The organism is Arthrobacter sp. MYb229 (assembly GCF_002975405.1).
In the GTDB taxonomy this organism is placed as follows: domain Bacteria; phylum Actinomycetota; class Actinomycetes; order Actinomycetales; family Micrococcaceae; genus Glutamicibacter.
The window spans coordinates 245,025-262,233 of the sequence record NZ_PCPS01000001.1 but is presented as its reverse complement, the minus strand read 5'-3'; the positions used below and the strand labels follow the sequence as shown (position 1 = coordinate 262,233).

General features: G+C 63.6%; 19 protein-coding genes and 1 tRNA gene. 13 read left to right on the top strand and 7 right to left on the bottom strand.

Going from position 1 to position 17,209, the window contains the following annotated elements:
• Positions 1-52: 52 nt before the first annotated feature.
• Positions 53-307, bottom strand: a complete 255-nt coding sequence (gene secE, locus CQ019_RS01230) for a preprotein translocase subunit SecE (RefSeq protein WP_105553146.1) — start codon at positions 305-307, stop codon at positions 53-55.
• Positions 308-426: 119 nt separating this feature from the next.
• Positions 427-499, bottom strand: a tRNA-Trp gene (locus tag CQ019_RS01225).
• 262 nt (positions 500-761) lie between these two features.
• Between CQ019_RS01225 and CQ019_RS01220 the strand changes: the two genes are divergently transcribed.
• Complete coding sequence (locus tag CQ019_RS01220; RefSeq protein WP_105568742.1) at positions 762-1,961, top strand: pyridoxal phosphate-dependent aminotransferase; 1,200 nt, start codon at positions 762-764, stop codon at positions 1,959-1,961.
• A 58-nt stretch (positions 1,962-2,019) separates the two neighbouring features.
• On the opposite strand, the gene CQ019_RS01215 is transcribed toward CQ019_RS01220, so the two are convergent.
• Together CQ019_RS01215 and CQ019_RS01210 are read right to left on the bottom strand one after the other, a co-directional pair.
• On the bottom strand, positions 2,020-2,688 hold the full coding sequence (locus CQ019_RS01215) for a response regulator transcription factor (RefSeq protein WP_105553148.1): 669 nt from the start codon (positions 2,686-2,688) through the stop codon (positions 2,020-2,022).
• Positions 2,685-3,953, bottom strand: a complete 1,269-nt coding sequence (locus tag CQ019_RS01210) for an ATP-binding protein (RefSeq protein ID WP_105553149.1) — start codon at positions 3,951-3,953, stop codon at positions 2,685-2,687. Before CQ019_RS01210 ends, CQ019_RS01215 begins: the two co-directional genes overlap by 4 nt.
• Before the next feature lie 125 nt (positions 3,954-4,078).
• On the opposite strand from CQ019_RS01210, the gene CQ019_RS01205 reads away from it, so the two are divergent.
• The 4 genes from CQ019_RS01205 (at position 4,079) to CQ019_RS01190 (ending at position 7,195) form a co-directional block, all read left to right on the top strand.
• On the top strand, positions 4,079-5,416 hold the full coding sequence (locus tag CQ019_RS01205) for a PspC domain-containing protein (protein WP_105553150.1): 1,338 nt from the start codon (positions 4,079-4,081) through the stop codon (positions 5,414-5,416).
• Positions 5,417-5,428: 12 nt separating this feature from the next.
• On the top strand, positions 5,429-5,668 hold the full coding sequence (locus CQ019_RS01200) for a hypothetical protein (protein WP_105553151.1): 240 nt from the start codon (positions 5,429-5,431) through the stop codon (positions 5,666-5,668).
• Between the two features lie 24 nt (positions 5,669-5,692).
• Positions 5,693-5,935 carry a PspC domain-containing protein gene (locus tag CQ019_RS01195; protein ID WP_096283732.1) on the top strand — a complete coding sequence of 81 codons (243 nt, stop codon included), beginning with the start codon at positions 5,693-5,695 and terminating at the stop codon, positions 5,933-5,935.
• A 231-nt stretch (positions 5,936-6,166) separates the two neighbouring features.
• Positions 6,167-7,195 carry a 6-phosphofructokinase gene (locus tag CQ019_RS01190; RefSeq protein ID WP_105553152.1) on the top strand — a complete coding sequence of 343 codons (1,029 nt, stop codon included), beginning with the start codon at positions 6,167-6,169 and terminating at the stop codon, positions 7,193-7,195.
• Between the two features lie 74 nt (positions 7,196-7,269).
• On the opposite strand, the gene CQ019_RS01185 is transcribed toward CQ019_RS01190, so the two are convergent.
• From CQ019_RS01185 to CQ019_RS01175, 3 genes are all read right to left on the bottom strand, one after another.
• A complete protein-coding gene (locus tag CQ019_RS01185) occupies positions 7,270-8,355 on the bottom strand; it encodes a folate-binding protein YgfZ (RefSeq protein WP_181148212.1) in 1,086 nt (361 codons plus the stop codon).
• Between the two features lies 1 nt (position 8,356).
• The gene (locus CQ019_RS01180; protein ID WP_105568741.1) at positions 8,357-8,971 is read right to left on the bottom strand and encodes an FABP family protein; all 615 of its coding nucleotides are present in this window, start codon (positions 8,969-8,971) and stop codon (positions 8,357-8,359) included.
• Between the two features lie 255 nt (positions 8,972-9,226).
• The gene (locus CQ019_RS01175; protein WP_105553154.1) at positions 9,227-9,961 is read right to left on the bottom strand and encodes a hypothetical protein; all 735 of its coding nucleotides are present in this window, start codon (positions 9,959-9,961) and stop codon (positions 9,227-9,229) included.
• 128 nt (positions 9,962-10,089) lie between these two features.
• On the opposite strand from CQ019_RS01175, the gene CQ019_RS01170 reads away from it, so the two are divergent.
• From CQ019_RS01170 to CQ019_RS01135, 8 genes are all read left to right on the top strand, one after another.
• On the top strand, positions 10,090-10,746 hold the full coding sequence (locus CQ019_RS01170; protein WP_105553155.1) for a response regulator transcription factor: 657 nt from the start codon (positions 10,090-10,092) through the stop codon (positions 10,744-10,746).
• 50 nt (positions 10,747-10,796) lie between these two features.
• Complete coding sequence (gene mshD / locus CQ019_RS01165; RefSeq protein WP_105553156.1) at positions 10,797-11,759, top strand: mycothiol synthase; 963 nt, start codon at positions 10,797-10,799, stop codon at positions 11,757-11,759.
• Between the two features lie 82 nt (positions 11,760-11,841).
• The gene (locus CQ019_RS01160; RefSeq protein WP_105553157.1) at positions 11,842-14,058 is read left to right on the top strand and encodes an RNA degradosome polyphosphate kinase; all 2,217 of its coding nucleotides are present in this window, start codon (positions 11,842-11,844) and stop codon (positions 14,056-14,058) included.
• A complete protein-coding gene (locus tag CQ019_RS01155) occupies positions 14,058-15,065 on the top strand; it encodes an NUDIX hydrolase (protein ID WP_105568740.1) in 1,008 nt (335 codons plus the stop codon). The genes CQ019_RS01160 and CQ019_RS01155 overlap by 1 nt, the downstream gene beginning before the upstream one ends.
• Positions 15,066-15,146: 81 nt before the next feature.
• On the top strand, positions 15,147-15,470 hold the full coding sequence (locus tag CQ019_RS01150; protein WP_105568739.1) for a GNAT family N-acetyltransferase: 324 nt from the start codon (positions 15,147-15,149) through the stop codon (positions 15,468-15,470).
• Between the two features lie 50 nt (positions 15,471-15,520).
• On the top strand, positions 15,521-16,333 hold the full coding sequence (locus tag CQ019_RS01145) for a thymidylate synthase (protein WP_105568738.1): 813 nt from the start codon (positions 15,521-15,523) through the stop codon (positions 16,331-16,333).
• Entirely contained in the window at positions 16,330-16,878 is a 549-nt protein-coding gene (locus CQ019_RS01140) for a dihydrofolate reductase (protein WP_105568737.1), read from the top strand. Before CQ019_RS01145 ends, CQ019_RS01140 begins: the two co-directional genes overlap by 4 nt.
• Positions 16,879-16,883: 5 nt before the next feature.
• Positions 16,884-17,111 carry an NF038396 family protein gene (locus CQ019_RS01135; RefSeq protein WP_096283756.1) on the top strand — a complete coding sequence of 76 codons (228 nt, stop codon included), beginning with the start codon at positions 16,884-16,886 and terminating at the stop codon, positions 17,109-17,111.
• Positions 17,112-17,209 lie beyond the last annotated feature (98 nt).

Genomic DNA, 17,209 nt, shown 5'->3' with positions numbered 1-17,209 from the left:
GACTGAATGACATCTACTACCTGCGGGCGATTATACCGCCGCGGCAAATAAATTACTGTTCTGGCTGATTGGTGAACAGGAGGATCGAACCTTGGCCCAGTACGAAGTCAAGGATCGTGACGATCAACATAACGACGCAAACAAAACCGATTACAACCAGCGTGTAATTGACGAGCTCGCTACGCGTTGGGGTAACGACCTTCTTCAGTTCTGAAATTACCTGGCGCAGGAATAGGAAGATGCGTCCGAAGAAGCCCTTCTTTGCCTTCTCACCATTTCCGGGGTTTACGGCAGCTGATTCGCTCAACCTGATCCTCGTTTCAATTTTTTTGGCCAGTTGAAACAATCACGGTGCGCCGCAGCCTGACCGACCACAACACACCGTGATTTGAGATTCGCTGTGCGATTATTACCATCGCTACTGCGCAGGGCAGACAGGACTCGAACCTGCAACCTGCGGTTTTGGAGACCGCTGCGCTACCAATTGCGCCACTACCCTTTGAGCTACCGCTCTTACTGAGAACATCTTAGCCGATCAGGACTTTTCCATGTCGGTTGCGATGTCTCAGCAACGAGAAATAACTTTACGCAACGAACCAGCAAATGTCGAACTGACTGCACCCTGTGTGTCGCACACCGCATTCTGACCACTAGTTAGTGATCAGTTGGTGTCATTTTTCGATTTCACTGAGCATCGGCAAATACTGGGAACTAGGATTGGAACTAACAGCAGCTTACGTAACCGTCAGGATGCATTTTCTATGTCTAGAATTTCACGCCGCATCGGCGCCATTTCCGAGTCCGCAACGCTAGCGGTCGATGCCAAGGCGAAAGCGCTCAAGGCAGCCGGTCGTCCGGTCATCGGCTTCGGCGCCGGCGAGCCGGACTTCGCAACTCCGGATTACATCGTCGAGGCGGCGGTCAAGGCCGCCCAGGATCCGAAGAACCACCGGTACTCCCCCGCGGCGGGCCTGCCTGAACTGCGCGAAGCGATTGCCGAAAAGACTCTGCGCCACTCCGGATACGAGCTGGCTGGCGCGCAGGTGCTGGTGACCAACGGCGGCAAGCAGGCGGTCTACAACACCTTTGCCGCATTGCTCGACCCGGGAGACGAAGTCATCATTCCGGCTCCTTACTGGACCACCTACCCGGAGTCGGTGCAGCTGGCGGGCGGGGTGCCCGTATCCGTCTTCGCCGGCCCCGAGCAGGGCTACAAGGTCACCGTCGAGCAGCTCGAGTCCGTGCTGACCGAGCGCACCAAGGTCTTGCTCTTCGTTTCCCCCTCGAACCCTACCGGCGCGGTCTACACGGCAGAGCAGATCAAGGAAATCGGCCGCTGGGCGGCCGAAAAGGGCTTGTGGGTTGTCACCGATGAGATCTACGAGCACCTGACCTACGGGGACGCGTCCTTCAGCTCCATTGCGACGCTGGTTCCGGAGCTCGAAGACCGGGTGGTCATCCTCAACGGCGTGGCCAAGACCTACGCCATGACCGGTTGGCGTGTGGGCTGGATGGCAGGCCCACTGGACGTCATCAAGGCTGCCACCAACCTGCAGTCCCATGCGACCTCGAATGTGGCCAATGTGTCCCAGCGTGCCGCCTTGGCCGCGGTGGCCGGCCCACTGGATGCCGTCGAGGAGATGAAGGTCGCCTTCAACCGCCGCCGGCTTGCCATCGTCGAGGGCTTGAACGCCATCGACGGATTGCACTGCCCGATGCCTGAGGGCGCCTTCTACGCCTACTCGGACGTACGCGGGCTGCTGGGCAAGAAGATCCGCGGCGTGGTGAGCAACACCAGCGCCGAGCTGGCCGCGTTCATCCTGGAGCAGGCGGAGGTCGCGGTCGTACCGGGCGAAGCCTTTGGGCCCTCGGGCTATATCCGCATGTCCTATGCGCTGGGCGATGCGGACCTGGCAGAGGGCGTGTCCCGGATGGCCCGGTTGCTGGGCGAAGCCGAGTAGAGCGGCATCCGGACAGTGCGGGCCCGATCCGCCGGATCGGGCCCGCATTCGTCAACGCCTAGAGGATCTTCCGGTCCACCGCCCAGCGCGTGAGTTCATGGCGATTCGAGAGCTGCAATTTGCGCAGCACGTTCGAGACATGCGATTCCACGGTTTTCACCGAGATGAACAGCTCCTTGGCCACCTCCTTGTAGCTGTAGCCGCGGGCGATCAGGCGCATCACCTGCAATTCCCGGTCCGAGAGCAGATCCAGTTCCTCGTCGATGCCGGTCGCTTCGGCCACTTTTGCACCGCCGAATGCGTCAAGCACAAAGCCCGCCAGCCGTGGCGAGAACACCGCATCTCCCCCGGCCACCCGGCGCACCGCGTCCGAGATTTCGGTTCCGGAAATGCTCTTGGTCACGTAGCCCCGGGCCCCGGCCCGAATCACCGTGACCACGTCCTGCGCCGAATCCGAAACGCTCAGCGCCAGGAACTTGGTGGAACCCAACAGGTGCGCGCAACCGCGCAAGACCTCGGCGCCCCCGCCGCCGCGGCCGCCGGGCAGATGCACGTCGAGCAGGACCACGTCCGGCCGCTGGCTTTCGATGACTTCGATAGCCTGTTCTACGGACCCCGCCTCACCGACAATGCGCAGGTCCTCACCGAGATCCGCGCGGAGCCCGGAGCGGAAGATTCCATGGTCGTCTACCAACACCACAGTGAAGTTCTGCTGTTCGCTACTCATGATTCTGTATCTTCCTGACTGCTGTTCCTTGGCATTTTCAACTCTACTTCGGTGCCCGTCTCGCCGCTGCGAATAGAAGCCTGCCCGCCGGCCCGCTGCATCCGCCCGATAATCGATTCGCGCACCCCATACCGGTCCTTGTCGATCCCGCCTACGTCGAAGCCCTTTCCGCGATCCCTGATGAACACCTCGATCAGCTGCTCGCTGCATTCGACATACACCGAGATCGTCCCCTCGGCATGTTTTGCGGCATTCATCATCGCTTCCCGGCTCGCCGCCACGAGCGCCTGCTGTCCGTCGAAGCCCCTGGCATTGCCGACGGTAATCACATCGACATCGCGCAGCAGCAATTTCTCGACGTTGTCGGCCTCGGCCTGGATTTCCACGACCACGTCTTTCTCGTCGAGCTCTTCGGTCTCATAGAGCCAAGCGCGCAGCTCGCGTTCCTGCACGCGCGCCAGGGTTCGCACCGCGGCCGGGTCATCGCTGCGTTTTTGGATCACGGCCAGCGTCTGCAGCACCGAGTCGTGCAGATGCGCGGCAAAGTCCGCGCGCTGCGCCGCGGCCTGCCGATTGCTTCTCTCCGAAAGATAGTCGCGCCACAACCTGGCGCCCCAGGGCAGCAGCACCACCACCGCACCGGTGATAATCGCCAGCGCCGCCCACATCCCGCCGAGCAGATCGGAGGTGCTCACGCTCCCGCTGAGAATCGCCAGCAGCCCGCCGATCGCGAGCAGCAGGCCCAGAATCAACCGCCCGAAGACGAGCGCCTTGGCCTTGCGGTCACCGTCGAGGTGCTGCCCATCGACCTGCAGCCAGGCGAGCAGCACGCCGGCGATGATGCCCAAGCTGGGCCAAATCAGATCCCAGCGAATATTCAGCCCGAGCCACTGCCCCAGCGCCAGCAGCGCCACCAGCAGCAAGGCCGCGCCGATGAGGGTTTCACGCCAGGAGGAAAGCTTCTCGCTCATCTCGCGCGGGGAAAATATGCCCTGCTGTACGCGGCCCATTTCCTCCGCGAGCGTGCGCGGCCCCGTACCCCGGGAGCGCAGCGCTCCGGCCTTGGATTCTTCGGCGCTGGGAGTGAACACCCACAGCCAGGCGTAGAGCAATACGCCGGCCCCGCCCAGGGCGGTAAGCCCCAAGAACCCGATACGCAGGTAGTTCACCGGTATGCCAAGGTGCACAGCGAGGCCGCCGCACACCCCGGCGATCAGCCGGGATTCACTGCGTACGATCTGATTTCGCTGCTCGGTTCGTTCCATACTGACAAGTCAAGCACGTTCCCGGGCAGAAAACCGGGTCGCTGCCGGAAGTCAGGGCGGCCCCTAGGGAAGAATCAGGGTAGCCCCTCATAGCGCTAAGCCCGCCCCCGGGAGAAGATTTAAGCATGGACAACGAGAACTCTCCGCGCAGCAACGTTTTCGACCAATTACGCAAAATTGGCATCGAACGGCAAGATTCCCAGTGGCTGGGCGGCGTTGCGGCGGGCATCGCACAGCGATTCAACATCGATGTCGTGCTGGTGCGCGGGGTATTCGTCGCGTTGAGTTTGCTCGGCGGAACCGGCTTCCTGGTTTACGGGCTGGCTTGGGGGCTCTTGCCCGGCCCCAAGGGCACGATCCCCTTGGAGCGGGCGGTGCACGGCAAGGACTGGACCAGCGCGCTCACCGGAGCCCTGGTATTTTTGCTCATCGGCTTCTTCCTCGCCCCCTGGCTGCTCAGCACCGTGGCCCCGATTCTGTGGCCGCTGCTGGTGATCGCCGGAATCCTCTTCGTGATCTTCAGCCGACGCGACACCAAGTTTGCCGGCACCTCCAAACCCCGCCGCACGCCGAAGCCCAGCGACCCGGCACCCGGCTCCGTCGTTGAAAAGCCTTGGCGCGCGCAGCGTGCCCAGTCCTTCAGCACGCAGGCACCCGTTTATCCCGAACAGTTCCCACCGGCTACGAAGCCGCTGCGCAATCCAGAAACCACGCACCCGCACACCGACAAGAGCAACGCAGACTCCGAGGAGGACTCCATGGACCCCGAACCTCGCGGCTTCGGCCATATCCCGCAGGACCACGGGCCGCAGCTGGATCCACATTTCGCCAAGGCGAATAAAAAGCTGCGCAATGCTCCCCCGGTTCCCGGCTGGGTTGCCACCATCATCGTCGGCGTCACCATCCTGACGGTGGCGTTGGTGCTCGCCGCGGATTACCTCGGGGCGATCGCGCTGCCGGGCAACGGGTGGGGCACGGCATTTGCCATCGGCTTGTTCGTGGTCGGCTTGGCGCTGGTCTTCGTCTCCCTCGCGCACCGCACCAGCGGCGGGCTGCTCGGGCTGGCCATTCCATTGCTGGTACTCACGGTGATCTTCGGTGGCAACGATTTCCGCGGCATGCAGGGCGAAACGGTCGGCGTGGCCACGGATTCGAACCAGTACAGCTCGGTGTTCAGCAAGTCGACGGTGGACCTGCGCCACCTGTCCACGATCACCGAGCCGACGACGGTGGAGGTCTCCTCGGTCTTCTCCAAGGTGGATCTCGAACTGCCCACGAACATTCCGGTGCAGATCCAGGCCGACGGGCTGTTCCTCTCCTCGCTCAACGAAAACAATTCGCAGCCGGCGGGCGGCTTCGCCGCAGATGCCCCCACGCTCACGGTCGTGATCAATGGCGTATTCTCTGGATACGATCCCGAGTACTCAAGCGATGGAACCGGCGCCTCCAACCCAACGTTCTAAGGAGCGGACAGCATGAATTCTGATCAGCAAACCGAAGCAAAATTTCCTGCCGGCACCTTGGTGTTTGGCCTGATCCTCGTCGTGGTCGCGCTTGCGACGCTCAGCCGAACCCTATTCAGCTGGCACTTCGACACCCCGTTGTTCTTCATCGCGCTGGTTGCCCTGGCCGGGGTGGGGATGATCTTCGCGGGCATCTCCTCGGCACGCAAGGCCAGCGGCAAGAACACCGAACTACCTTCCCACAACGACTAGCACCCACCTTTTTTAGGAGCACTCATGGATACCTTCTTCAACCAGATCCGTTCGATCCCGCTGCGCCGCGGCCCCTCGCGCATGGTTGCCGGGATCGCCGGCGGCATCGCGGATAAGTTCGGCTGGGATGTCACCTTGGTCCGCATCGGGCTGCTGCTCTCCTTCCTCCTGCCGGTCATCGGCATCGGCGCGTACATCGTGGCCTGGCTGCTGATTCCGGCCCAGGATGACAGCATCGTGCTGCAGAAACTGCTGCGCAAGTTCTAATCCCCCGGAGTATCTCCGAAACAGAGCGGGTTGTTCGCTACCTCAGGTGGCAAACAACTCGCTCTTGTGGTTTTAACCACGTAGAATCTTAGAGAACTCGATGCTCAATGGTGCGCGGAATCGAATGAAGTCCGAAGGGTTTTCCTCGGATACCCGGCCCGCTCCGCAGCAGCATTCAGCAAGGAACCCGTCGTGTATCCGAAGTCTTCCCTACTTACTAAGTGAGGGTAAATGCGCATTGGAATCATGACTTCGGGAGGCGACTGCCCGGGATTGAACGCGGTGATCCGCGGTGCGGTGCTCAATGGCATCAAAAGCTATGACTACGAATTTGTTGGCTTCCGCGACGGCTGGAAGGGAGTCAAGGAAGGCGACTTCTTCGAGCTTCCCCGGACCGCCGTCCGCGGTATCGCCAAACAGGGCGGAACCATTCTAGGCACCTCGCGCACCAACGCGTTCGAGGGAGAAAATGGCGGAGCCGAGCATATCGCCGCCACGCTGGAGAAGAACAATGTCGACGCCTTGATCGCGATCGGCGGCGAGGGGACCCTCGCCGGCGCGCAGCGCCTGTGCGAGGCCGGGCTGCCGGTGGTTGGCGTCCCGAAGACCATCGACAACGACCTGGACGCCACCGACTACACCTTCGGTTTCGACACCGCAAACCAGATCGCCGTGGAGGCCATCGACCGGCTGCGCACTACCGGGGACTCGCACCATCGCTGCATGATCGCCGAGGTCATGGGCCGGCACGTCGGCTGGATCGCCATGCACGCCGGCATGGCCTCCGGCGCCCATGCGATCCTCATCCCCGAGGTTTCCACCACCATGGAAGAGATCTACCAGTGGGTGCGCGAAGCCCACGAGCGTGGCCGTGCACCATTGGTCGTGGTCTCCGAGGGGTTCGTCCCCGAGGGCCTGGACGAGGCGTTCTCGGTGCGTGGGGTGGATACCTTCGGCCGGGCGCGGCTCGGTGGAATCAGCGAAATGCTCGCCCCGCTGATCGAGGAGCAAACCGGCCTCGAAACCCGCGCCACCGTGCTGGGCCATATCCAGCGCGGCGGCGTGCCCACCGCGTTCGACCGCGTGCTGGCCACGCGGCTTGGCATGGCCGCGGTGAATTCGGTCGCCGATTCGGCCTGGGGCACCATGGTCGCGATCCACGGCACCAAGGTCAACCGCGTCCCGCTGCGCGCGGCGCTGAACAACCTCAAGCGGGTTCCGATGGACCGCTACAACGAGGCCCGGATCCTCTTCGGCTAAATTCCGCACCGGCAAAGCAACAGCGGTCCGGCACCTCCCGCGGGAGGTGCCGGACCGCTATTGCGTTAAGCTGCTCAGGCCGGGGGCGGGGTCCGCAGGAAACCGGTGAACCGGCCCGCGGTCTGTCCGGCGTCCGTGGCCACGATGACCTCTTGCGCGGCCGGGTAGACACTCTCGCCGTCCACGACGCTCAGCACCGCTTCGGGGTCCACATTGCGTTTGATCACGCCCAGCGCGATCGGTCCGGCTTCATAGTGCAGGGAGGCCGAGGTCAGCTTGCCGACGGTGCGCTCACCGAGCTTGATCTCCGAACCGGCGGCCGGCAAGGTGTGCATCGACCCGTCGAGGTCGAGGAACACCAGGCGACGCGGCGGGTGGCCGATGTTGTGCACGCGGGCAACGGTTTCCTGCCCCTTGTAGCAGCCCTTGTCCATGTGCACCGCGGTGCGCAGCCAATCCAGTTCATGCGGGATGGTCTTGTCATCATTCTCGAAACCGAAGCGCGGCTCCCAGGCGGCGATGCGCAGGGACTCGACCGCCATGCTCCCGGCAAGCTCTTCCTCGCCGACGGCTTCTTCCAAGCGCTCAAGTTCAACAACATGCAAGAACCACGGTCGTTCCAGACCCGGGTGGTCCTCGCGTGAATAGGCCCATCCCCCGGCGCTGACCTGCGGCCACGGATTGCGCCACACCAGCTCGTTGCAGCTGGGAATCTCGCGCACCGCGCCGAGCACGCCATGGGTGCTCGAAAGGTTTGCCAGTTCCACCCGCAGCATGAACCGCATCGATTCGAGGAATTTCTGCAGCGGCTCGGCGCGGCCCTGCTCGACGATCAGCAGCACCCGATCGGTGTCGATGAGCACCTTCATCTCGTGCTCGATACGCCCCTGAACCGAAAGCAGCAGCGCCTGGCTGGAGGCCCCCGGCTTCAGCCCGGTGAGCGACTGGCTGCTGAGCGTGTTCAACCAGCTCTGCCGGTCCTCGCCACGCAGTTCCAGCACGTCAAGGTGGCTCAGGTCGGCAATCGCCTGGCCTTGGAATAGCTTGCGGGCCTCGCGGGTGGGCGCGCCATAATGCGCTGCCACGCCGGCATCTGCCCCGGATGCCTCGATTGCTGCCGCACGATCCAGCAGCACCGAACGATATTGATTTTCGCTCATGTCAGGAATCCATCGCCTCTGTAGTAACACGTTTCAGCGCGGCTGAGGCATGAGCCTTGAGATCTTGATTGCCCAAGGACACATCCCAACGCCAAAATAGATCTCCGCCGACAAGCCCGTACATCCGGGTCGAGGAGGCGTACTGCTTCGCGTTCTTGCTGCGCAACAACGCTTCGGTGGCCAGATGCATCCGCGGACCGTCGATCAGCCCGTAGTAAAGTTCGCTGATCCCGCCAGGCTGCAGGATCTGCGCCTGAATTTTGAAGCCCTCTGCGGTGTGCAGCTGCTGCACGTCGTCGGCCGAGCGCAAGGCCGGGAAGATCTCTCCCGGGGTCATTCCTGGGCCCGCGTCTGCATCCTGCTGCTCACGGTCCAGCGACCAGAAGCCGTTTTCAACGGCCAGGATCCGCAGCTTGGTGCCGTCGGCTTCGGTGAGCCACGCTTCGCTGCGGTATTCCAGATACGGGGCGCCGACCTCGCGGAAGGTGACCTGCTGCCAAAAGTGCGGGTCCGCATCCTCCCCGTCGCCGAGGCGCCCGCTTCCTTCCCAGCTGCCGATGAGCCACGAGAAGGGCACGAGTTCCGGCATGAGGTCCGTGGGAATGTCAAAAGCCATAGACTAGCTGCTCCTAAGTTGCCCGGTTAAATGGAAACAGCGCACACGTTTTTGTGTGCGCTGCTTCTACTTCTGCCCCTTGAAGAGACGCTTTACTACAAGTCCGGCGAATCCGGCCATGCCCAGACCTGCAATGGTCAGCAAGGCGAGGAAGAAAATTTCGAGTGCAAGGTAATTTTCATTCATGCCTACATCTTAGCCCGAGCACTTCGGTATTTCCGACACTCGTGACGAAGCAGGCATCACATTTCGTGATTAGCTCAGCAGGGCCATCACGTACCAGCTCATCGCTCCGGCCAGGATCAGGATCCCGCTAGCCAGGGCGAGCACACCGGAGAGCGTGCGGATGCTGCGGGTGGACAAGGCCAACGCACGCAGGCTGCCCACCAGCAGCCCCGCCAGCACCCCGATGGTCAGCGCCTGGTACCAGGTGGGACCGAAGGTCAACGCGCTGGCCGCCGCGCCGAGCGCCCCGCCGATCAAGGGGGCCAGCACGAAGGTAATCCGGTCCGGCAACCGGGTAATGGCGATCGCCCCGGCGCCAACGAGCGCGATGAGGGTGAAGACGGTGACCCCCAGCGCCCCCTCGCCGAGGCCCATGGCGGCCCATCCCGAGCCTTGCGCCACGATGGCCAAACCGGTGATCCCCGAAACCACTCCGGCTAGCCGCCCATCGGCGGTGGAGCCGCGCATGACCTGCGTAATGAAAATCATCAGCACCCCGGCGGCAATGACCTCGACGCTATGCGAGGTCTGCGTGGCCCCCGGCATGAAGAGCGTCGCCGCGGTGGAGGCCAGGGCGGCGATCGCGAGGATGATGCTGATCGTCCAGGGAGTCTCCGAACGCGTCATCCGCGGCCAGGTATAGGCGAAAACTAGCTGCAGCACCACGGCGACCGCCGCCATCGCAAAGTTCAGCGAACTGAGGCTGGCGGCGCCAGCCAACAGGGCCGCGGCGAGCAGCCCACTAATCAGTACCTTGATTCGCAAACTAAATTTCCCATCGGTAATAGTCCGGGCACTTGCTCGTTCACATGCGCACTTTGAGTGATTCTTTCTTTATACTGTGACACGTAAAAACGATTTTTTCGCACACCACTGGCAGGAGGAACTCCATCATGGCGCACCTACTGCTCCTGAGTAATAATGCAAGCACCGGTGCCGAGGTGCTTCCGGCGCTGGAACTGCTGCTTCACGAGAACCGCTGCTTGCCGGCCAACACCGAGGCGCTGAGCCAAATCGGCGACGCCGAAGCGGTCATTCTCGACGCGCGCACCGAGCTGATTGCCGCGCGAGCCCTGGCGCAAACCATCCACTCTACCGTCAATTTACCGTTGTTGCTGGTCATTGGCGAGGGTGGCCTGGGCGTTCTGAATTCCGCTTGGCATGCTTCCGACTTCATTTTGCCTACCGCGGTCCCCGGGGAGCTCGAGGCCCGGATCCGGCTGATCCTTTCGGCCGCACCGGAGGTGGTGGTCCAGGAGAATACCTCCGGGCTGACCATCGATGAGCTGAGCTACACCGCGCGGATCGACCGCCGCATGCTGGATCTGACCTACAAGGAATTTGAGCTGCTCAAGTACCTCTCGCAGTTCCCCGGACGCGTCTTCACCCGCGAGCAGCTGCTCCACGAAGTGTGGGGCTACGACTACTACGGCGGTACCCGCACCGTCGACGTTCACGTGCGTCGCTTGCGCGCCAAACTCGGCACCGATCATGAGCAGCTGATCGGCACCGTGCGAAATGTCGGCTACCGCTTCTACACCGAAGTTTAAGTTTCTCCCGCCACTGGTAGCTGCACGGAATCACCGGCTAAGGTGAAGGTATGAGCGAACTGCCACAAACTACTTTGTCCATCGAGAAAACACAAGGTGAGCTGGAAGAACGCGAACTTGCTGAGGTACGCAAGCTTGCCGCCGCAGCTCAGGAACACGACGGCAACCCGCCGCTGAGCGACCAGACCCTGGTCGCCCTTGGCTCCGAGGAATTCTCGGACAAGGTCTTCTCGCTGCGCGCCGAGCAGCAGGCGGACCCCGGAGAGTCCACGCTGGTCGGCGTGGTGGCCGCGGTGCGTGATCCGGAGGCCGATTCCTGGGTGGTCGAACTCGTGGTGCACCCGCAGCATCGCCAGCAAGGCATCGCCTCGGCTCTCGTGCAGCGCCTCGGCGAAGAGCTGGAACTGAGCCGCATTCAGGCGTGGGCCCACGGCGGGCATCCCGCGGCCAAGAAGCTGGCCGAGGCAATCGGTCTGGCCACCGTGCGCGAACTCCATAAGCTGCGCCGCGAAAGCCCCGAGGCGCTGGAAGTTCCGCAGCTGGACCGCGGCAGCAGCGTCCGCACCTTCCGGGTGGGCGAGGACGAGCCTGCCTGGTTGGCCGCCAACGCGGCGGCATTCGCGGACCATCCGGAGCAGGGTTCGCTCACGCTGGCGGATTTGGACTCGCGCATGGCCGAATCCTGGTTTGATCCTGCGGGCTTCTTCTTGGCTTTCGACGCCGCGGAGCAGGTCATCGCCTTCCACTGGACCAAGATCCACCCGGCCACCGGGGATTCGGTCCGCCCGCTGGGCGAGGTCTACGTGGTCGGCGTGGTCCCCGAAGCCCAGGGCCTGGGCCTGGGCCGCGTGCTCACCGCCCTCGGCGTGAACTACCTGCTGGAAATGGGAGTGGGCGCCGTCTTGCTCTACGTTGACGCCGAGAACCAGGCGGCGGTCAGCCTGTACCGTTCGCTGGGCTTCACACTCTGGGACACCGACATCATGTACGGCCCGCAGCCGATAGAATCGTAGGGTACCGGGCAGAGCAGAGCCTCTGGCCAGCGCAATGAGGTGCAACTAGGTTTCCACTTGCAGAAAGAAGCGAGTTCAGTAGATGACTACCACCCCGAAGCAGCCGGCCTCACAGTTACGTGATGTGCCAGCGTCGAAGATGAACGAAGACCGCATCGAGCCGGCCATCAAATCGCCGGCCCGGCATCCCGAGGGTGGATTCAACAACGAACGATTCCTGGATCGGGAATTGTCCTGGCTGCACTTCAATGCGCGCGTTCTGGAACTCGCCGAAGACAAGGATCTCCCGCTGCTGGAGCGGGTGAACTTCCTCTCAATTTTCGGCTCGAACCTCGACGAGTTCTTCATGGTGCGCGTGGCCGGGCTCAAGCGCCGCATCGCCACCGGCCTGGCGGTGCCCGCAGCCAACGGGATGAACCCGGTCGACCAGCTCGAACTGCTGCTCAATTCGGCCCACGAGCTGCAGACCCGGCATGCCCTGGTCTTTTCCGAGCAGGTCCGCCCGGCCCTCGCGGAGGAAGGCATCCGGATTACCCGCTGGGATGAACTCGGCGAATCCGAGCGCCAGCACCTCTCCTCCTGGTTCGTTTCCCAGGTGTTCCCGGTGCTCACCCCGCTGGCGGTCGACCCCGCGCACCCCTTCCCCTACATCTCCGGGCTGTCGCTGAACCTCGCGGTGGTGGTCCGCAACCCGCTGACCGGCAAGGAGCTCTTCGCCCGGCTCAAGGTGCCCGATACCATCGCCCGGCTGGTCGGCATCGACGGAGCCAAGGCGGCGCACTCCTCGCAGCGCACCGCCCGGTTCATCCCGCTCGAAGCGCTGATCGCCGTGCACCTGGACCTGCTGTTCCCGGGCATGGAAATCGTCGAGCACCACTTCTTCCGCGTCACCCGCAATGAGGACCTGGAGGTCGAAGAGGACGACGCCGAGAATCTGCTCCAGGCCCTGGAGAAGGAATTGCTGCGCCGCCGCTTCGGCCCGCCGGTGCGCCTGGAGGTCGCCGACGACATTGACCCGCAGGTGCTCGAACTGCTGGTGCGCGAGCTGAATATCGAGGAAGACGAGGTCTTCCGGCTGCCGGCCCCGCTGGATCTGCGCGGGCTGGGCGTCATCGCCGCGCTGGACCGCACCGAGCTGCACTACACCAAGCATGTGGGCCACACCTCCAGGTTCCTGAACGAATCGGAGACCGCGAAGGCCGCGAATGTCTTCGGCGCGGTGCGCCGGCGCGACATCCTGCTGCACCACCCCTACGATTCCTTCTCCACCTCCGTGCAGGCGTTTTTGGAGCAGGCCGCCGCGGACCCGAAGGTGATGGCGATCAAGCAGACGCTGTACCGCACCTCCGGGGACTCCCCGATCGTCGACGCGCTGATCGACGCGGCCGAGGCCGGCAAGCAGGTGCTGGCGCTGGTGGAGATCAAGGCGCGCTTCGACGAGCAGGCGAACATCACCTGGGCGCGCAAGCTGGAGCAGGCCGGGGTGCACGTGGTCTACGGCATCGTGGGCCTGAAAACCCACTCGAAGCTCTCCCTGGTGGTGCGCAAGGAAGGCGACAAGCTGCGCCGCTACTGCCATATCGGCACCGGCAACTACCACCCGCGCACCGCCCGCTACTACGAAGACTTTGGCTTGCTGACCTGCGACGAAGCCGTAGGCGAAGATGTTTCGCGGCTGTTCAACCAGCTCTCGGGCTACGCGCCGCGGTCCACCTACCACCGGCTGCTGGTGGCCCCGCGCACGGTGCGCACCGGGCTGCTGGAGCTGATCGAGAAGGAAATCGCCAACGCGCGAAACGGGGTCGCCGCCTACGTCTGCATCAAGGTGAATTCGATGGTCGACGAGGCCATTATCGATGCCCTGTACCGGGCCAGCCAGGCCGGGGTGAAGGTGGATGTGATCGTCCGCGGCATTTGCGCGCTGCGCCCGCAGCTGCCGGGCCTGAGCGAGAACATCCGCGTCCGCTCGATCCTCGGCCGCTTCCTGGAGCACAGCCGCGTGTTCTTCTTCGGCAATGCCGGCGACCCGCTGGTCTACATCGGCAGCGCCGATATGATGCACCGGAACCTGGACCGCCGCGTGGAGGCGCTCGTTTCGCTGCACGCCCAGGAGGACATCGACTCCCTCACCGACCTGCTGGGGCGCTATATGGACGATTCAACCATGAGCTGGCATCTGGGCTCCGATGGCGCGTGGACCCGCCACCACCAGGATGCCGAGGGCAAGGCGCTCACCGACATCCAGTTCTGGCTCACCGAAGAGCACACCCGGCGCCGGCAGAGCGGACTGCACAACTAGTGACCGCTTCCCAGTCCCAGCATTCACGTCTGCAGCTGTGCGAACTACAGCGCTCAAGCGATGCCGAAGAGATCCGCCTGGGCGAATTCGATGTGGTCGCCGCCGGAGCGATCCCCTGGCAGCTGCGCGACGGCGAACTGCACGTGCTGCTGATCCACCGCCCGCGCTATGACGATTGGTCCTGGCCCAAGGGCAAGCTCGACTCCGGCGAGTCGATCCCCGAATGCGCCATCCGCGAGCTGCGCGAAGAGGTCGGCCTGCGGCTGAACCTCGGCATCCCGCTGGCGGCCACCGCCTATTCGGTCAAGGGCAAAACCAAGGTCGTCTACTACTGGGCGGCCAAGGTGGACCCTGCGCTGCAGGCGGAGCCCGACGGCGTCGAATGCGATGAGCTGCGCTGGGTCGCGGCGGCCGAGGCCGCGGCGCTGCTGACCAACCCCTCGGATCTCGCCCCGCTCGAGGATCTGCTCAAGGCCCACCAGAAGCAGCGCCTGGAGAGCCTGGCCTTCATCATCCTGCGCCATGCCAAGGCCAAGCCGCGCGGCAAGTGGACACGCGCCGAGGGCGAACGCCCGCTGGCGGCCACCGGCCGCCGGCAGGCGCAGGCGGTGGCGCGCATGCTCGACGCGTGGGGCCCGGAGCATGTGGCTTCCTCCCCGTGGACGCGCTGCGTGCAAACGGTGACCCCGTACCTGGTGCTGCACGCGCTGAAGCTGAAAACCATCCGCTCCATCACCGAGCACGAGGCCAAGCGCAAGCCGCACAAGGCCCAACGCGCCATCGAGAAGCTCGTGGCCAAGTCGCGTTCGCAGGTGATCTGCACGCACCGCCCGGTGCTCCCGCTGATCATCGAGGTCCTGCGCTCCCGGGTTTCGGCGAAGGTCGCGGCCCTGCTGCCGGCCCAGGACCCGTTCCTGGATCCGGGCGGCGTGATCGTGGCCCAGCAGGCCATCGGCGCGAAGCATCAGTTCGTGTCCGTGGAGATCCACGTGCCCTATCACGACTAACTCGTGCACGGTCGTTGCATCTATCCCGAAATGGGACTATGACTAGAGGTGAGAGAAGTCACCAGCGAGGAGGCAACCGCCATGACTGCCCAACAGCCAGAACACCCGGTGCAGAAGATCGTGCACCAGGGCTTGCGCATGGACCACGACCCGGGGCGCGGACGCTACTCGCTATGGCACGGCTCCACCTTCGTCGGCTTCATCGGCTACCACCGCGAGGGGCAGCAGGTGACCTTGCAGCATACGATCGTGAACGAGGAGTTCGGCCGCCGCGGCTACGCCCGCGCGCTGGTGACCATGGTGCTCGATGAGCTGCGCGCCGAGGGAGCCACAATCGTCCCCGAATGCAGCTATGTGCAGGATTATCTCTCCCGCTACCCGGAGTACCACGATATGCTCGCCTGAGCCGGCACCGCTTTTAGTGCGATCGGGCCATGGAAAGCTAAGATGGAACGGTGACTTCTCAGACTATCGCCACACCATACGAAGACCTGCTGGCCGACGTGCTCGCCAATGGCGCCGCGAAAGAGGACCGCACCGGCACCGGCACGCGCTCCGTTTTCGGCCGCCAGCTGCGCTTCGACCTGAGCGAATCCTTCCCGCTGATCACCACCAAGCGGGTGCATTTTAAGTCGGTTGCCGCGGAACTGCTCTGGTTTTTGCGCGGTGAATCAAATGTGAAATGGCTGCAGGACCAGGGTGTGCGCATCTGGAACGAATGGGCCGATGAAGACGGCGAGCTCGGCCCGGTCTACGGGGTGCAGTGGCGCAGCTGGCCGACCCCGGACGGCGCGCATATCGACCAGATCTCCCAGGTCATGGATTCCCTGCAAAGCAACCCCGATTCGCGCCGGCACCTCGTGTCGGCCTGGAATGTGGCCGAAATCCAGAAGATGGCCTTGCCTCCCTGCCACGTGTTCTTCCAGTTCTACGTCGCCGAGGGCAAGCTCTCCTGCCAGCTCTACCAGCGCAGCGCCGACATGTTCCTCGGCGTTCCCTTCAACATCGCTTCCTACGCGCTGCTGACCTTGATGGTCGCCCAGCAGCTGGATCTGGAACCGGGCGAATTCATCTGGACCGGCGGAGACACCCACATCTACACCAACCACCTGGAACAGGTCCGTGAGCAGCTGCGCCGCGAGCCCTACCCCTACCCGAAGCTGGAATTCGCGTCCAAGCCGGCCTCGCTCTTCGACTACACGCTGGAAGACTTTGTGCTCAGGGACTACCGGCACCACCCGACCATCAAGGGGGCCGTGGCCGTATGAGTCCACGCCACGCCACCGGCCAGGCACCGCTGATCGGCGCGATCTGGGCGCAGGGCACCAACTCGATCATCGGCGCCGCCGGCTCCATGCCCTGGCATGTGCCCGAGGATCTGGCCCATTTCAAGGCCGTCACCGCCGGGCACCCGGTGATCATGGGACGCAACACCTGGGAATCCTTCCCGGCCAAGTTCCGCCCGCTGCCCGGGCGCAGCAATATCGTGCTGACCTCCCGCAAGCAGGATCAGCTCCGCGCCGACGGCGGCATCCCGGCCGGCGGCCTGCGCGAAGCGCTGGATATCGCCCGGCAGAGCCCGGGCAGCGAAGAGATCTGGATCATCGGCGGCGGGCAGCTCTACTCCGCGGCCCTGGAGCTGCTCGATGTTGCGGTGGTCACCCGGCTTGATCTGAGCCCGGCCGGCGATACCAAGGCCCCGGCGCTCCCGGAAGATTTTAAGCTCTCCGCGGCCGACCCGGCCGAGGCCTGGCATAGCTCAAAGAGCGGTATCGGCTACCGCTTCGAATCCTGGATCCGCGAAAAGGACTAACCGACGTGAAAAAATATCTTGGCGAGCTCAAGGCGCACCCCGAGGCGCTGTTCATCCTCGGCTACATGCTCTTCCCCCTGCTGGCGCTGGTGGTGGCGGCCCTGGGCTTCTTCATGGTGCTCAGCGGAAACAAGGTCTTCGGGCTGATCATGCTGCTGGTCCCCACCCAGCTGTTCATCTTCGGCGCGATGTGGGCCATCAACAATCGCAAGAAGCTGCTGGAGGAAAAGTAACTCTTCGGCTTCCGCGAATCACACTCGAGCCCTGCTGGGCCTCGGGTGTGATTCTGCTTTAACTGCTGTAACGAACCCGGCCCAGATGGCCCGCGCGC

Excerpts from the sequence above, each read along its gene's own strand:
- CQ019_RS01220 (WP_105568742.1), top strand. The coding sequence starts at position 762 with ATGTCTAGAATTTCACGCCGCATCGGCGCCATTTCCGAGTCCGCAACG.
- CQ019_RS01215 (WP_105553148.1), bottom strand. The coding sequence starts at position 2,688 with ATGAGTAGCGAACAGCAGAACTTCACTGTGGTGTTGGTAGACGACCAT.
- CQ019_RS01210 (WP_105553149.1), bottom strand. The coding sequence starts at position 3,953 with ATGGAACGAACCGAGCAGCGAAATCAGATCGTACGCAGTGAATCCCGG.
- CQ019_RS01205 (WP_105553150.1), top strand. The coding sequence starts at position 4,079 with ATGGACAACGAGAACTCTCCGCGCAGCAACGTTTTCGACCAATTACGC.
- CQ019_RS01200 (WP_105553151.1), top strand. The coding sequence starts at position 5,429 with ATGAATTCTGATCAGCAAACCGAAGCAAAATTTCCTGCCGGCACCTTG.
- CQ019_RS01195 (WP_096283732.1), top strand. The coding sequence starts at position 5,693 with ATGGATACCTTCTTCAACCAGATCCGTTCGATCCCGCTGCGCCGCGGC.
- CQ019_RS01190 (WP_105553152.1), top strand. The coding sequence starts at position 6,167 with ATGCGCATTGGAATCATGACTTCGGGAGGCGACTGCCCGGGATTGAAC.
- CQ019_RS01185 (WP_181148212.1), bottom strand. The coding sequence starts at position 8,355 with ATGAGCGAAAATCAATATCGTTCGGTGCTGCTGGATCGTGCGGCAGCA.
- CQ019_RS01180 (WP_105568741.1), bottom strand. The coding sequence starts at position 8,971 with ATGGCTTTTGACATTCCCACGGACCTCATGCCGGAACTCGTGCCCTTC.
- CQ019_RS01170 (WP_105553155.1), top strand. The coding sequence starts at position 10,090 with ATGGCGCACCTACTGCTCCTGAGTAATAATGCAAGCACCGGTGCCGAG.
- mshD (WP_105553156.1), top strand. The coding sequence starts at position 10,797 with ATGAGCGAACTGCCACAAACTACTTTGTCCATCGAGAAAACACAAGGT.
- CQ019_RS01160 (WP_105553157.1), top strand. The coding sequence starts at position 11,842 with ATGACTACCACCCCGAAGCAGCCGGCCTCACAGTTACGTGATGTGCCA.
- CQ019_RS01150 (WP_105568739.1), top strand. The coding sequence starts at position 15,147 with ATGACTGCCCAACAGCCAGAACACCCGGTGCAGAAGATCGTGCACCAG.
- CQ019_RS01140 (WP_105568737.1), top strand. The coding sequence starts at position 16,330 with ATGAGTCCACGCCACGCCACCGGCCAGGCACCGCTGATCGGCGCGATC.